Consider the following 14,407-nt stretch of genomic DNA (forward strand, 5'->3'; position numbering starts at 1 on the left):
CGCGGCTCGCGGGGGTCGGGGGCGGGACCCGGCGGCGGGGTTCCGGGGCGTGGGCAGCCTGGGGGCGTACGGGGCGCACGGGGCGCACGGGGTGGCCGGGCGGCCTCGGGGCGTACGCCCCTCCCCCGGTGGAGGGCTCCGGGGGAGGGGCGGTGGACGTACGCCGGGGCGGCCCCGGGTCAGGCCGTACGGCGGCGCAGCACCCGGAACGCGGCCACGGCCGCCAGGGCGGCGACGGCGAGGACGACGCCGGTCTCGACGAGTTGGAGGGGCCAGAAATGGGACTCGGGGTGGTAGGTGGTGTAGAAGCCGGTCACGCCCAGGTCGTCCAGGCAGCGGCGGCGTGCCTCGACGGCGCCCTCGCACCGCCAGAACTGGACGTTCGGCACCCGGCGGCCGTGGACCAGGGCGCCGGTCTCCAACACCCACGACGTGTCGGGAGGATCGAGCACCCGGGTCGCCGAGGAGCGGTGCACCGCGGGCCACAGTGAGGCGCGGTGGTCCGCCAGGGCGAGGGCGAGCAGCCAGACCGCGGCGACGGAGACGCCGAGCGCGGGCAGGGCCCGGCGCAGCAGGAGCGCGGTGAGCGCGCCGACGGCGAGGGCGCACAGACCGTACGCGACCGTGACCGGTCCGCGGGCCGCGAACAGGTGGCTCTGCGTCCAGTCCGTGCCCCACAGCAGGTCGGCGTTGGCCGCCCAGGCCCAGCGGAACACCAGGACCAGGGCGGACGCGCCGGCCGTCACGGCGAGGGCGGGGACGGCGAGCTTGGCGGTCAGCCAGCGGGCCGGGGTGACGCCCTGGGTCCAGGCGAGGTGCGCGGTGCCGCTCTCCAGTTCGCGGCCGATCAGCGACGCGCCCGCGAAGGCGGCGACGGCGAGGAAGAGGTGGGCGGTCAGCAGGGCGATCCAGTCGACGGGCTCGGTGAAGCCGAACACGCCGAACGTCGTGTCGCACCAGTCCCGGCCCGCGCGGTCGCAGGCCTCCTCCCTCGCGCGCGCCTCGTCCGCGGTGACCTCGGTGAGCCACACCAGCCAGCCGGTCAGGCCCAGCACGGCCAGACCCCACACGAGGAGCGCGGCGCGGTGCAGCCGCAGGACGGTCCGGGCGACACCCCGGCGGGACGCCGGCCCCGCGGCGCCGGTGCCGGTGCCGGGGGTGCGGGGGGTGGCGACAGCGGTCATACGGCGGCCTCCCGACGCGCGCGAGGGGTGGCCGTGGAGCGTCTGAGCAGCCAGAACGCGGTCACGGTGACGGCGGCGGCGACGGCCAGGAGCAGGGCGGCGGTGGTGAGCTGGAGGGGCCAGTAGTGGGACTCGGGGTGGTAGGTGGTGTAGAAGGCGGTGGCGTCGAGCTCGGCGTGGAGCGCGTCGCAGGCGTCGGCGGGCGCCGAGCCGCAGCCGGGATCGGCGATGTGCGCGCCGGAAGAGGTGACGAGGCCCGCGTCGACCTGGATGCCGTCGTACACGTAGCCGGTGGCGAGGCTCGTGACGCTGGTGTCGGCCGGCCACAGGTGCGGCATGGCCGTGTCGGCCAGGACCCGGAGGCCGGCGGTGGCCGCGAGGGCGGCGGGCAGCGCGGACAGGGTGCGGCGCAGCAGCAGGCCCGCGAGGGCGCCGGCGGCGAGACCGGCCAGGGCGAGGGCGACCGTGGTGGGGCCGTTGGCGTGCAGGGTGAGGCCGGCGCTCCAGTGGTCGGCGGTGCCGATGCGGCCCTCGCCCGCCGTCCAGGCGAGGCGGTGCAGCAGCACCAGCAGGCTCGTGCCGGCGGCGACCGGCACGGCGGGGACGGCGAGTTTGGCGGTCAGCCAGCGGGTGGGGGAGACGCCCTGGGTCCAGGCGAGGTGCGCGGTGCCGTTCTCCAGCTCGCGGCCGACGAGGGCGGCGCCCGCCCAGGCGGCGACGAGGAACGGGAGCAGGTTCAGCGCGAGGGTGGTGTACGCGTACACGTCCTTGTAGCGCAGGATCGGGTCCTGGTAGTAGCTGCAGGGACCCGTCCCGTGGCAGGCGTCGTACTGCCGCCAGCTCTCGGCCGCGGCGTCGGTGAGCGGGCCTCCCAGCCACAGCAGCCCCAGGGCGAGGAGGACGACGAGGGCGGCCCAGACCCGGAGGCCGGAGCGGTGCAGGCGCAGGAGCCAGCGGAGCGGGCGGGCGGCGACGGTCGGCTGCCCGGCGGTCTTCGGGGCGGGCGTGGTGAGCGCGGTCATGCGGCGGTCTCCTCGGGCGTCGCGGGGACCAGGGGCGCCGCCTCGGGGTTGCGGAGGTAGGCCAGGACGAGCTCCTCCAGGGACGGGGGCGTGGGGCGCCAGGCGTCGGTGACGGGTCCGGACGGGCGCAGCAGCGCGGTGAGCTGGCGGCCGGTGACGCGGGACTCGACGACCGTGTGCGCGGTCAGGTCCGCCGACTCCCGCGGTGCGCTCACGCGCGCGTGGGCGGCGAGCAGGTCGTCGATCTCGCCGGCCAGGCGGATCCGTCCGCCGCCCACCAGCAGGAGGTGGTCGCAGGAGTCCTCCAGCTCGGCGACGACGTGCGAGGACATCACGATGGTGGTGCCGTGCTGCGCCGCCTGCGACATGAGGGTGCCCATCAGCTCGTGCCGGGCGAGCGGGTCGAGGTCGGCCATCGGCTCGTCCAGGAGCAGCAGTTCGGGCCGCTTGCCCAGGGCCAGGGCGAGGGCGACCCGGGTGCGCTGGCCGCCGGAGAGGGTCCGGATCCTCGCCTTGGGGTCGAGACCGCCCGCGGAGACGATCCGCTCCGCGGCGCCGGCGTCCCAGCGGCCCGGGTTGAGGTCGGCGCCCACGAGCAGGGTCTCGGCGACCGTGAGCTGCGGGTACAGCGGCTTGTTCTGGGCGACGTAGCCGACGCGCGCGCGTGCCGAGGCAGGGTCCGCGCCGAGGACGGTGAGCGAGCCCTCGGTGGGCGCCAGCAGCCCGGCGGCGAGGGCGAGGAGCGTGGACTTGCCCGCTCCGTTGGGGCCGACGACGGCGCAGACGCGTCCGGCGGGCAGCCGGAACGCGCAGTCGCGCAGCGCCCAGCCCCCGCGCCGGCCGAAGCGCTTGCCGAGCGCGGTTGCCGCCATGGCGGTGTCGGTCATGAGGGGTCCCCCTGGGAGTGCTGGTGGCGGCCGGTGGAGCGGCCGGGTGCGTGGTCGGCGGTGGGTTCGGCGGTTCCGGTGAAGTGCCGGTCGAGTACGGCGGTGAAGAGCGCGGCCACGTCGTCGCGGTCCAGGCCGGCCGCACGGGCCCGGTCCGCCCACGCGTCCAGCTCGGCGCGCAGGGGCGAGTCGGCCGGGGCGGTGCTCAGTCCGCGCCGGACGAAGGTGCCGAGGCCGCGGCGGGCCTCGACGAGGCCGTCGCGCTCCAGCTCGCGGTAGGCCTTCAGCACGGTGTTCGGGTTGATGGCGGTCGCCTCGACCACCTCGCGGGCCGTGGGCAGCTTGTCGCCGGGGCGCAGCATGCCGAGGCGGAGGGCCTGTTTCGTCTGGTGGACGATCTGGAGGTAGGTGGCCACGCCGCTGTGCCGGTCGATGCGGTATTCGACCACTCGACAACCACCCTTTCACTAGTTGAGTAGTGAAAGGGTGGTGGAGGGAGGGCGGGTACGTCAAGCGGGGCGGCCGAGTCGCGCGTTGCGAACTGCCGGCTTTCGCAGGTGAACTGACGGCCGGTCGGCGCGGCCCGGCCGGTGGCGGCCCGGGTGCCGGTCCGCGGGTCCGGACGGCATGTCGGCTGCGGCATGTCGGCTGCGGCACGTCGGCTACGGCATGTCGGCTGCGGCACGTGCGCCGGCCGACGGGCCCCGGACGCCTCGTCCGCGGGGTCCGTGAAAATCGCCGGGCGAACCGTGAACCGATCGGCGGGGCTCGTCCGATGAGGGGATGTGAGCGAAACGAGAAGCGACGGGGAGCTGCTGCGGGCCATCGCGGCGGACGGGGACCGTCACGCCTTCGAGGAGCTGTACCGGCGGTACGCGCCGTGGCTGACCGCGCGCATGCGCAGCCGCTGCGCCGACCCCGGGATAGTCGACGACGTCGTCCAGGAGACGTTCCTCGCGGTGTGGCGGGGCAGCGCCCGTTACCGCGAGGAGGGCGATGTGGCCGGCTGGCTGTGGCGCATCGGCGCCCGCCGGCTGGTCGACGCCCTGCGCGGCGACGGCGCGCGCGGCCGCCTGCGCCAGACCCTGGCCCGGCTGCGCCACCGCGACGAGGCCTCGGCGGAGGAGCGCGTGCTCGCGGGGGTGGAGCACGGGGACCTCGCCGGAGCCCTCACCCGCCTCTCCCCGGAGCTGCGGGCGGTCCTCCAGGCCACCGTCATCGACGGGCTCACCACCCGGGAGGCGGCCGTCCTGCTCGGCATCCCCGCGGGCACGGTCAAGACACGGGCGCAGCGCGCCCGCAAGCAACTGCGGGAGGCGCTGGCGTGAGCCGGTACGTACGGGACGGGCGCCGGCACGGCGCGCCGGCCGGGAAGGACGCCGGCGTGACGCGCACCGGCGAGGGACAGGGCCCGCGCGGCTGCGCGGGGGCCGAGCGGCTGAAGGAGGCGCTGGCATGACGTGGCACGTGGCGGAAGAGGACCTGCGCGCGTACGCCCGGAGCGAGCTGGCGCCGCCCCTGCTGTGGTCCGCGGACACGCACCTCGCGCAGTGCGCGCGGTGCAGGGCCCGGCTGGCGGGTGCCGTCGACCCGGCCGCGCTGGACGCCGGCTGGCAGCGGCTGGACGCGGAACTGGACGCGCCGCGGCCGGGCCCGACCGAGCGGCTGCTGGTGCGGGTCGGCGTGGCCGACCACACCGCGCGGCTGCTGACGGCGACCCCGGTGCTGCGCCGCTCCTGGCTGCTGGCGGTGCTGTCCCTGCTGGTGATGACCGTCCTGACGGTCCACCTGGCGGACCGGCCCGCCCTGTTCCTCGCCCTCGCCCCGCTGCTCCCGCTCGCGGGGGTCGCCCTCTCCTACGGCCCGGCGCTCGACCCGACGTACGAGATGGCGGTCGTCGCGCCCCTGCACGGCTTCCGGCTGCTGATGATCCGCACGGTCGCGGTGCTCACCGCGGGCCTGGTCTTCAACGGCCTGGCGACCCTCGCCCTGCCGGGGTACGGGCTGCTGGCCCTGGCCTGGCTGCTGCCCGCGCTCGCGCTCACCGCGACCGGTCTGGCGCTGACCCCCCGGCTGGGCCCGGCCCTCGCGCCCGCCCTGGTCGGCGGCGCCTGGCTGACGCTGCTGGTGGTGGCCCAGGCCCACACCCAGGGCACGCTCGCCCCCTTCACGGCGGCCGGACAGTCGGCCGCGGCGGCGGTCGCGGTCCTCGCCACCGCGCTGCTCTACCGGACCCGTGACCGTTTCGACGTCCGTCCCGTCGGCGGCTTCCCGGACGAGGGCGCCGGATGACACCGCCCCCCGCCCCCGACCACCGACCGGACCTCCAGGAGCACTCCATGACCACCGCGCCCACCACCGTGACGGCCACCGGCCTGTCCCTGCGCTACGGCGGCACCCACGCCCTCGACGGCGTCTCGCTGCGGCTCACCCGGGGCGTCACCGGCCTGCTCGGACCCAACGGCGCCGGGAAGACCACGCTGCTGCGGGTGCTGGCCACGGCCGTCCCGGCCGACCGGGGCGAGTTCGAGGCCCTGGGCCACGACCCGGGCACGGCGGCCGGACGGCTGGCCCTGCGCCGTTCCCTCGGCTACCTGCCCCAGACCCCCGGCTTCCACCCGGACTTCACGGCCTTCGAGTTCGTCGATTACGTCGCGATCCTGAAGGAGCTGACCGACCGGGGTGCCCGGCACCGCGAGGTGCGGCGCGTGCTGGAGGCGGTCGACCTCTCGGCGGTGCGCGGCCGGCGCATCAAGCGGCTGTCCGGCGGCATGCGGCAGCGCGTCGCCCTGGCCGCCGCGCTCGTCGGCGACCCCGGCTTCCTCGTCCTGGACGAGCCGACCGTCGGACTCGACCCCGAGCAGCGGATGCGGTTCCGCGAGCTGATCGCGGATGCGGGCGAGGGCCGCACGGTCCTGCTGTCCACCCACCAGACCGAGGACGTCGCGATGCTCTGCCACCGGGTCGTCGTCCTCGCCCGCGGCCGGGTCCGCTTCGAGGGCACCCCCGCCGAGCTGACCGCCCGGGCGGCCGGCCGGGTCTGGAGCAGCGCGGAGCGCGACCCGGGGGCGCTGGCCGGCTGGCGCACCGGCACCGGCGCCTTCCGCAACATCGGCGACCCCCCGCGGGGCGCCGATCTCCTCGACCCCACCCTGGAGGACGGCTACCTGCTCGCCCTCGACAGCGAGAGCAGGACGGTGACGGCATGAACGGCACGATCACGCCCCTGACGGAGCCGGCCGCCGCCCTCCCCGCTCCCGAGCGCCCCGCCCGCCGCACCGGAGCGGTCCTCGCGCTGGCCCGCTTCGAGGCCCGTGAACTCGCCCTCCAGATCCCGGTGCTGGTCTTCTTCGCCCTCTACGTGGGACTCGTCGCCCTGCGGATGACCCACCAGGAGGGCATGGACGACTACCCCGTCCTCCACGTGGTCGACCGCCAGATCCAGACGGCACCCCTGCTGTTCTCCATCGCCCTGCTCATCTGCGCCAACGCGGCGGCACTGCGCTCCCGCAAGCACGGCACGCTCCAGCAGTTCGGCGTCCTGGCCATGGAGCCCTGGCGGCGCACGCTCGCGCACCTGCTCTCCGTGGTGCCGTACGCGGTGCTCACGGCGGTCGTCGTCGCCGTCGAGTACACCCGGGAAGCGCTGAAGCCCGGGGCGATCGGGCACGGCTCGCTCGCCGAGCTGGCCGTCGGCCCCCTGGGCGTCCTGCTGGCCGGCGTCACGGGCGTCCTGCTGGCGCGTCTGCTGCCCTCCCCCTTCGCGCCCATACTGTTCGTGGTCGTCGTGTACGTGCTGACCGTCGTCGCCTCGGCGGCCGGGGTCAGCGACGCGTGGGTGGGCCGGCTCTCGCCCGTCGCCTTCCTCGACGTCGAGGGCGGCGACGACCCCGTTCCCTCCGACCTGCTCGGCCGCCCGGCGGCCTGGCACGCGCTCTACGTCGTGGGCCTGTGCGCGGTGCTGACCTGCGCGGCCCTCCTGCTCGCCGGCGGCCGCACCCGCGCCGTCAGGACGGCGACCGCTCTCGCCCTCGCGGCCACCGCGGCCGGTGTGATCGGCCAGATCCCGCGCGACACGGCGGCTCTTCAGGCGGCGCGGAAGACGGCGTCCACCACCCCGCAGAAGGTCCAGTCGTGCACGACGTACGGCAGGTCGACGTACTGCGCCTTCCCCGAGTGGGACGGCGTGCGCGACGACTGGTCCCGGGTCGTCGACCGGGTGCAGTCCGCAGCCGGCGGCAGCGCCGCCCGCACCCGTCTGACGGTGCGCCAGCGCATCGACACCAGCGGCGGTGTGGAGGTCGACACCTCCCTGGCCTCCTCCACCACACCCGCCGAGGTGACCGTCGGCACCCGCTGGGGCGGCAACCGCGTCCCCGAGTTCGCGGTCGGCGTCGCCTCCGTCCTGGTGGCGGGCTCCGAGGACGCGGCCCAGCACCTGTGCGGCGCCAGGCCGGTGACGGTCATGTGGCTGGTCCTGGGCACCGACCCCACGCCCATGTCCACCTTCAAGAACGTGCGCCTGGACGACAGCGCCACAGGCTCCGGCGTGGTCCTGACCCCGACGGACGGCCTGTTGCTGTCGGACCAGCAGACGGCGGTGGTCGGTGCCATGCTGGCCCGCCCGAGAGCGGAGATGACGGCCCGGGTCAAGGCCCACTGGACCGAACTGACGTCGCCGGAGACCTCCACGGCGGAGGCGGCGAAGCTGCTGGGTGTCTCCGCGCCGAAGGGAGCGGAAGCATGCGAGGAGTAGAGAAGGACACGTATCGGCGGGAGGGCCGTCCGACGGGCCGCGTCTCGGGACCCGGAGGACCGGGCACAGGGGTCCGTACCGACGGCAGGGGGGTCCTCACCCCTGCCGGTGACAAGGCGGTCCTCACGTCCGCCCTGCTCCGCTCCCTCGCCCCCTGTCTCTGGCGGACGCTTCCCTGGCGGGCGTTGGGTGCGGCCGGGGGGACGGGTCTGCTGCTCGCCGCGGTGGTGCGGTGGAAGGAATGGGCGCCCGGAGACGGGTCGACACTGGGGATCGTGCGGCTGATCGCGCTGAGCGGCGCGCTCGGTCTGGCCTTCCTGCTCGACGACCCCGCCCGCCACACGACCGCGACGACCCCGCTCGGCCGTCCGCTCCGCGCCGGCCTGCGGCTGGCGCTCGTCGCCCCGCTCACCGCCCTGTGGTGGACGGCGGCCCTGCTCCTCATACCCGGCCCGATCCGCCCACCGCTCGGTACGGCCACCCTCGAGGCCGCCGCCGTGGCCGCCTCCGCCGTCGCCCTCGCGACCCTGACCGTCCGCTTCACGGACGTGGCGGAAGCAGGCAGGGCGACGGCGGTCCGGCTCGGCGTCGTCACGGCCGTGGCGCTGCTCGTCCCGCAGCGGTGGGGACTGTCGGCCGTGCCGGGGGAGCCCTGGTGGGAGGCGACGCAGGTGAGATGGGCGGTGCTCCTGGGCGTGGCGCTCACGGCGACAGCCCTGTGCACACCGGAGCCCTTGCGGCGCCGGCCGGTGAGGTTCGGCACGTGAGGAGGGCCGGCCGGGACGCCCCGCCCGGTGCGGTTGCTCGGCGGCGCCCGGCGGTCCGCCCCGGCCCGCCGGCCGCCTGACGGTCGGGGCCGGGCGAACCCGGCCCGTCCGAGGGCGCCCCCTCCGGACGCGTGCGAGGACGGGGCCCGTTCGCAACCGGAGCAGGGCGCCGGGGACGGCAGCCCCCGGCGACACCGGCACCGGGGCGTCACCGGAGAAGCATCCGCACCGGCACCGGGGCGTCACGCGGAAGCGTCCGCGCCGAACGTCGCCCCGGAGCTCGCGCCGCACCGCACGCCGAACCCCGCACCGTCGACGAAGCCTCAGGTCTCCGTCCGGTACATCAGGTCCGTCTCGTGCGTGACGAACCCCAACCGCTCGTACACCGACACCGCCGCCTTGTTGTCGGCGTCGACGTACAGCATCGCCGTGGGCAACCCCTGCGCCGCGAGGTGCCGCAGGCCGACCGTGGTCAGGGACCTGCCGAGGCCGCCCCCCTGGGCGCCGGGCGCGACGCCGAGGACGTAGACCTCGCCCAGGCCCTCCTCGGCGTGGACCTTGGTCCAGTGGAAGCCGACGAGCCGGTCGCCGCGGAAGGCGAGGAAGAAGCCGGCGGGGTCGAACCAGGGCTCGCCCATGCGGTCGTCGAGGTCGCGCTGGGTGAGGGAGCCCTGCTCGGGATGGTGGGCGAAGGCGGCGCCGTTGACGGCGAGCCAGGCGCCGTCGTCCTGCCCGGGGACGAAGGCGCGGACGGTCACGCCTTCGGGCAGCACCGGCTCGGACAGGTCGAGGTCGGTCAAGGAGCGGCGCATCTGACGGAGTTCGCGGAACAGCGTCAGCCCCAGGACCTGTGCGAGGTGCCGGGCGGCGGGGTGGCCGCCGTGGGCCCAGACCCGCAGCCGCTTGCCGGTGGCGGCGAGCAGGGCCGAACCGAGCGCACGGCCGTGTCCGTGCCCGCGGTGCGCGGGGTGGACGACGAGCTCGGCGGCCGGGGCCTCGACGGGGTCGGTGTCCTCCAGCTGGGCGTAGCCGACGAGTTCGCCGTCCAGGGTGAGCAGCAGGTGGGCGACGCCCTCGCGGGCACCGCCGCGCAACTGCAGCCGGCCCTGCTCGGACACCGCCTGCTGACCGTCGCTCCGGGCGGCTTCCGCGAGCAGGTCGAGGACGGCCTCGGTCTGTTCGGGGGAGAGCGCGGAGTAGGTCTCGATGGATCGGGAGCCGGGGAACCGTGCGGTGTCGTCGCTGGTCATGCGTACGAGGGTAAGGGGCGGGCCGGGCAAAGTGGCGGTACGGGAAGGGGGAACGGCGCAGCGGAACGAACGACAAGCGGAAGGCAAAGGGAAACCAGGATGTAACCATGAACCCCCTGTCGCGCTACGCGCGTTGACTCTAGGCTGCCGCCCGACGGGGCCACTTGTCTCACACGCCTCCCAGGGCCGGTCCGGCCCGGAGGACGCCGACACCACTGCCGACACCACAGGGGGGCGCATGCCAGCCACTTCCCAGTCGTATCCGAGCCGCAGACGCCGTACGTACGGGCTGCTCGCGGCGGCCGCCGGTCTGGCCACCGCCGGCGCCCTGGTCTCCGCGCTGCCGGCCGGCGCGCACGACGCCGAGCACGGCAAGCCGCTGCCGAACCGCTACGAGGACGTGCAGCTGCTGTCCTTCAACGACCTGCACGGCAACCTCGAGCCGCCGTCCGGCTCCTCCGGCCGGGTCACCGAGCTCCAGGCGGACGGCACGACGAAGACGATCGACGCGGGCGGTGTGGAGTACCTCGCCACGCACCTGCGCGAGGCCCGCGCGGGCCACGCGTACTCGATCACCGCGGCCGGCGGCGACATGGTCGGCGCCTCCCCGCTGATCTCGGGCCTGTTCCACGACGAGCCCACCATCGAGGCGCTCAACAAGCTGGACCTGGACGTCACCTCCGTCGGCAACCACGAGTTCGACGAGGGCGCCAAGGAACTGGCCCGCCTGCAGAACGGCGGCTGCCACCCGACGGACGGCTGCTACACGGACGAGGAGTTCACGGGCGCCGACTTCCCGTACCTCGCGGCGAACGTGCTGAACGAGAAGACCGGCAAGCCGGTCCTGAAGCCGTACTGGGTCTGGAAGAAGAAGGACGTCAAGATCGGCTTCATCGGCGTGACCCTGGAGGACACGCCGGGCGTCGTCTCCGCCGAGGGCGTCAAGGGCCTGAAGTTCAAGGACGAGGTCGAGACGATCAACAAGTACGCCAAGGAGCTCCAGCGCCAGGGCGTGAAGTCGATCGTCGCGCTGATCCACGAGGGCGGCCAGCCCGCCTCGACGTCGTACAACTACGACTGCGACTCGCCGGGCGCGGGTGACGGCATCTCCGGCCCGATCGTCGACATCGCGAAGAACGTCACGCCGGCGGTGGACGCGCTGGTGACCGGCCACACCCACGCCGCGTACGCGTGCACCGTCAAGGACCCGTCGGGCAAGCCGCGCACGGTGACCTCGGCCGCGTCGTTCGGCCGCCTGTACACGGACACCACGCTGACGTACGACCGCTTCACCGGGGACATCGCCCGCACGGCCGTGAAGTCGGCGAACCACGTGGTCACCCGGACCGTGGCCAAGGCGCCGGACATGACCCAGCTGATCGGCAAGTGGAACACGCTGGCCGCTCCCATCGGCAACCGCGCGATCGGCTACATCTCCGGCGACGTCCCCAGCACGGGCACCGAGTCCCCGATGGGCGACCTGATCGCGGACGCGCAGCTCTGGTACGGCAAGCAGCTGGACCCGGAGACCGACCTGGCGCTGATGAACCCGGGCGGTGTGCGGGCCGGCCTGACCTACGCGGCCAAGGGCAACGAGGGCGACGGCGTGGTGACGTACGCCGAGGGCTTCACCGTGCAGCCGTTCTCCAACACGGTGAACCTCCAGGACTTCACCGGCGCGCAGCTGATCCAGGTGCTCAAGGAGCAGGTGACCGGCACGAACGAGGCGTCGCCGAAGGTTCTCCAGCCGTCCTCCGGCCTGACCTACACCCTGGACCTGACGAAGTCCGGCGCCGACCGGATCGTCACGGACTCCATCCGGCTGAACGGCGCGGCCATCGACCCGGCCGCCACCTACCGCGTCGCGACGAACAGCTTCCTCGCGGGCGGCGGTGACGGCTTCACCACCCTGGGCCAGGGCGGCAACGACCTGGTCGGCAGCGACGACCTGACGGCCCTGGAGCAGTACCTGACGGCCAACTCCTCGGCCGCCGCTCCGATCGCGACCCCGGCCGCGAACCGGATCACGATCGTCAGGTAACCGGACCTCCGGTCCCTTCGAGGGGCCCGGGAAGCGCGCCACGCTTCCCGGGCCCCTCGCGTTTTTCGCCGTCATAAATTCTGTGTGAATCGGATTTCGGTTCCCCGGGCGCCCTGAAATTCGTCTCAGATGGATTTCATCGAGGTCTCAGCGGAATGGGCCTTCTTCCGGCTTTCGGTGACGTAGTGTTTTCCATGTCGGAACGCAAACGACGAAACAAGGAGAAGGTCATGAGCTTCCACAAGGTCACCCCCGTGAAGAAGGCCCGCAAGACCGCCGTTACCGCCCCGGCATCGAAGAAGAAGGCGGCGAAGAAGACTGCTCCCAAGCGCCGCCCGGTGGCCCATGAGGGCTGACAAAGCTTAACCAAAGCAAATCACAGGAAAAGGCAAGAGAGAGGGAGAAATCCATGAGCTTCCGCAAGGTCACCCCGGTGAAGAAGACCCGCAAGACGGCCGCCGTCCCGGCTCCGAAGCCCGCCGCGAAGAAGGCCGCCAAGAAGACCGCCCCGAAGCGCCGCCCGGTGGCGCACCAGGGCTGAGACACGCCGCGAGGCGGGGCCGCCGGCACGGCGATCGGCGGCCCCGCCTCGGCATGTCCGCCGCCGTGACGCACACCGGCGCCTGTCCGCCGTACCCCGAAGGGAGTTGCCGACGATGAGGGAAGCCCGGGAGGCCTTCCGCCGCTTCTGGCCGCTGACCCGCGGCGACCGCGGGTGGATGCTGGTGATCGTGGCCTGCGTGGTGGTGTCCGCGCTCACCGAGACCGCCGCGATCCTGCTGTTCGCCGAACTGACCGACAACGCCCTGGGGGCCGGATCGCTCTCCGCGTTCTGGGGACCGGCCGGGGCCTGGCTGGCCGTCGCCGCGCTCGGCGCGCTCGTCGGCTACCTCGGCAACTCGCTCGCGACCTGGACGGCCGAGAGATTCGTCCTGCGCCTGCGCGCGAGCGTCTTCGGACACGTCCAGGGACTGCCGCCCCACTTCTTCCAGCGGCACCGCCAGGGCGACCTGGTCGCACGCCTCACCGGAGACGTCGAGGCCATCGAGCAGATGGTCGTGTCGGGGGTCGTGGGCACCGCCTCGGCCGCCTTCTCCGCGGTCTTCTACGCCGCGGCCGCGCTCTTCCTGCGCTGGGACCTGGCCCTGGCCACCTTCGTCCTCGCCCCCCTCTTCCTCCTCGCCGCCCGCCGTTTCTCCGGCCGCATCAAGCGGGCCTCGCAGGACGAGCGGGTCGCGGACGGCGCGATCACCTCCGTGGTGGAGGAGTCGCTCGGCACCATCGTGCTGACGCAGGCCTACAACCGGCGCCGGGACGAGGAACGGCGCCTGGAGAAGGAGGCGCGCGCGTGGATGCGGGCGAGCGTGCGCGGGGCGCGGCTGAGCGAGATGTACGAGCAGTTCGTGGAGGTCGTCGAGACGCTGTGCGTGCTGGCGGTGATCGGACTCGGCGTCTGGGAGATCTCCGCGGGCCGGATGACGCTGGGCGAGCTCCTCGCCTTCGCCGCCTTCGTCGGCTACCTCTACCCGCCGGTCCGCGCCCTCGGAGGGCTCGGCCTGACGGTCACCGCGGCCACGGCCGGGGCGGAACGCATCGCCGAGGTCCTGGACGCCGAGCCGGCCGTCCGGGACCCCGCGGCACCGGTCGATCCCTGGCCGGTGAGCGGCCGGGTCGGCTTCCACGGCGTCACCTTCCGCCATCCCGGGGCGGCCCGGGACTCCGTGCGGGACATCGCCCTCACCGCCGGCCCCGGCGAACTGGTCCTGGTCACCGGCCCGAGCGGCGCCGGCAAGTCCACCCTCGCCAAGCTCCTCACCCGCTTCTACGACCCCGGCGCCGGCGTCGTCACCCTCGACGGCGTCCCGCTGACGGACGTGCGCCTGGACTTCCTCCGGGAGAACGTCGCCCTGCTCCCGCAGCAGACCCTCGTCCTCAACGGCACGATCCGCGAGAACATCGCGTGCGGCCGGCCCGGGGCCTCGGACCGGGAGATCGAGCAGGCCGCGAGGTCGGCGGCGGCGCACGCCTTCATCACCGCCCTCCCCGACGGCTACGACACCCTCCTCGCCCCCGGCACCGCCGCCCTCTCCGGCGGCCAGCTCCAGCGCGTCGCCATCGCCCGCGCGATGCTCCGCGCGGCCCCCGTCCTCGTCCTCGACGAACCGACCGCCGGCCTCGACTCGGTCGCCGCCCGGCAGATCGTCCAGCCCCTGCGCCGCCTGATGTCCGGCCGTACGACCATCATGATCACCCACGATCTCGGCTTCGCCCCGGACGCGGACCGCGTCCTCGTGGTCGACGAGGGCCGCCTCGTGGACGCCGGGACGCACGACGACCTGATGACCCGCTGCCCGGTCTACGCGCGACTGGCGCGGCCCTGGCCGGCGGAGGCGTCCGCGGCGTGAGACGACGCAGGGCACGGCCGTCCGGGGACCGCGGCGACGAGCGACGGCCCCCGGACGACGGAAGCGGTCCCCGGGCAGGGGACCGCTTCGTGGCG

15 protein-coding genes are annotated in these 14,407 nt (G+C 74.4%); 10 read left to right on the forward strand and 5 right to left on the reverse strand.

All coding sequences use genetic code 11. The annotated features are described in order from the left end of the window. Positions 1-179 precede the first annotated feature (179 nt). From ACH4F6_RS11885 to ACH4F6_RS11900, 4 genes are read right to left on the reverse strand one after another with little or no spacing between them, the layout of a single operon-like run. A complete protein-coding gene (locus ACH4F6_RS11885; protein ID WP_397959873.1) occupies positions 180-1,184 on the reverse strand; it encodes a hypothetical protein in 1,005 nt (334 codons plus the stop codon). After that, positions 1,181-2,206 carry an ABC transporter permease gene (locus ACH4F6_RS11890; RefSeq protein ID WP_397959874.1) on the reverse strand — a complete coding sequence of 342 codons (1,026 nt, stop codon included), beginning with the start codon at positions 2,204-2,206 and terminating at the stop codon, positions 1,181-1,183. The genes ACH4F6_RS11885 and ACH4F6_RS11890 overlap by 4 nt, the downstream gene beginning before the upstream one ends. Next, on the reverse strand, positions 2,203-3,093 hold the full coding sequence (locus ACH4F6_RS11895) for an ABC transporter ATP-binding protein (protein WP_397959875.1): 891 nt from the start codon (positions 3,091-3,093) through the stop codon (positions 2,203-2,205). Before ACH4F6_RS11895 ends, ACH4F6_RS11890 begins: the two co-directional genes overlap by 4 nt. Further along, complete coding sequence (locus ACH4F6_RS11900; protein WP_397959876.1) at positions 3,090-3,542, reverse strand: GntR family transcriptional regulator; 453 nt, start codon at positions 3,540-3,542, stop codon at positions 3,090-3,092. Before ACH4F6_RS11900 ends, ACH4F6_RS11895 begins: the two co-directional genes overlap by 4 nt. Before the next feature lie 336 nt (positions 3,543-3,878). Here ACH4F6_RS11900 and ACH4F6_RS11905 point away from each other — a divergent pair, with 336 nt between their 5' ends. Genes ACH4F6_RS11905 through ACH4F6_RS11930 form a run of 6 tightly spaced genes read left to right on the forward strand, consistent with a single transcriptional unit; the run spans position 3,879 to position 8,616 of the window. After that, positions 3,879-4,421, forward strand: coding sequence for an RNA polymerase sigma factor (locus ACH4F6_RS11905; protein WP_397959877.1), 543 nt, complete (start codon positions 3,879-3,881; stop codon positions 4,419-4,421). Continuing rightward, the gene (locus ACH4F6_RS11910; RefSeq protein WP_397959878.1) at positions 4,418-4,552 is read left to right on the forward strand and encodes a hypothetical protein; all 135 of its coding nucleotides are present in this window, start codon (positions 4,418-4,420) and stop codon (positions 4,550-4,552) included. Before ACH4F6_RS11905 ends, ACH4F6_RS11910 begins: the two co-directional genes overlap by 4 nt. Next, on the forward strand, positions 4,549-5,385 hold the full coding sequence (locus tag ACH4F6_RS11915) for a zf-HC2 domain-containing protein (RefSeq protein ID WP_397959879.1): 837 nt from the start codon (positions 4,549-4,551) through the stop codon (positions 5,383-5,385). Before ACH4F6_RS11910 ends, ACH4F6_RS11915 begins: the two co-directional genes overlap by 4 nt. Before the next feature lie 47 nt (positions 5,386-5,432). After that, positions 5,433-6,302, forward strand: coding sequence for an ABC transporter ATP-binding protein (locus tag ACH4F6_RS11920; protein WP_397959880.1), 870 nt, complete (start codon positions 5,433-5,435; stop codon positions 6,300-6,302). Next, complete coding sequence (locus ACH4F6_RS11925) at positions 6,299-7,849, forward strand: ABC transporter permease (protein WP_397959881.1); 1,551 nt, start codon at positions 6,299-6,301, stop codon at positions 7,847-7,849. Before ACH4F6_RS11920 ends, ACH4F6_RS11925 begins: the two co-directional genes overlap by 4 nt. Beyond that, positions 7,837-8,616: an ABC transporter gene (locus tag ACH4F6_RS11930; protein ID WP_397959882.1), complete on the forward strand. Its 780-nt coding sequence runs from the start codon at positions 7,837-7,839 to the stop codon at positions 8,614-8,616. Before ACH4F6_RS11925 ends, ACH4F6_RS11930 begins: the two co-directional genes overlap by 13 nt. A 323-nt stretch (positions 8,617-8,939) precedes the next feature. Here the strand turns inward: ACH4F6_RS11930 and mshD are convergent, their stop codons facing one another. After that, positions 8,940-9,866 carry a mycothiol synthase gene (mshD, locus tag ACH4F6_RS11935; RefSeq protein ID WP_397959883.1) on the reverse strand — a complete coding sequence of 309 codons (927 nt, stop codon included), beginning with the start codon at positions 9,864-9,866 and terminating at the stop codon, positions 8,940-8,942. 238 nt (positions 9,867-10,104) lie between these two features. Between mshD and ACH4F6_RS11940 the strand changes: the two genes are divergently transcribed. From ACH4F6_RS11940 to ACH4F6_RS11955, 4 genes are all read left to right on the forward strand, one after another. Next, entirely contained in the window at positions 10,105-11,907 is a 1,803-nt protein-coding gene (locus ACH4F6_RS11940) for a bifunctional metallophosphatase/5'-nucleotidase (RefSeq protein WP_397959884.1), read from the forward strand. Positions 11,908-12,137: 230 nt separating this feature from the next. Next, entirely contained in the window at positions 12,138-12,263 is a 126-nt protein-coding gene (locus ACH4F6_RS11945; RefSeq protein ID WP_397959885.1) for a hypothetical protein, read from the forward strand. Positions 12,264-12,316: 53 nt separating this feature from the next. Continuing rightward, positions 12,317-12,448, forward strand: a complete 132-nt coding sequence (locus tag ACH4F6_RS11950; protein WP_397959886.1) for a hypothetical protein — start codon at positions 12,317-12,319, stop codon at positions 12,446-12,448. Between the two features lie 115 nt (positions 12,449-12,563). Beyond that, complete coding sequence (locus ACH4F6_RS11955) at positions 12,564-14,312, forward strand: ABC transporter ATP-binding protein (RefSeq protein WP_397959887.1); 1,749 nt, start codon at positions 12,564-12,566, stop codon at positions 14,310-14,312. The last annotated feature ends 95 nt before the right edge of the window (positions 14,313-14,407 follow it).

The sequence above is a fragment of the Streptomyces sp. NPDC017936 genome (genome assembly GCF_044328485.1).
GTDB lineage: Bacteria > Actinomycetota > Actinomycetes > Streptomycetales > Streptomycetaceae > Streptomyces.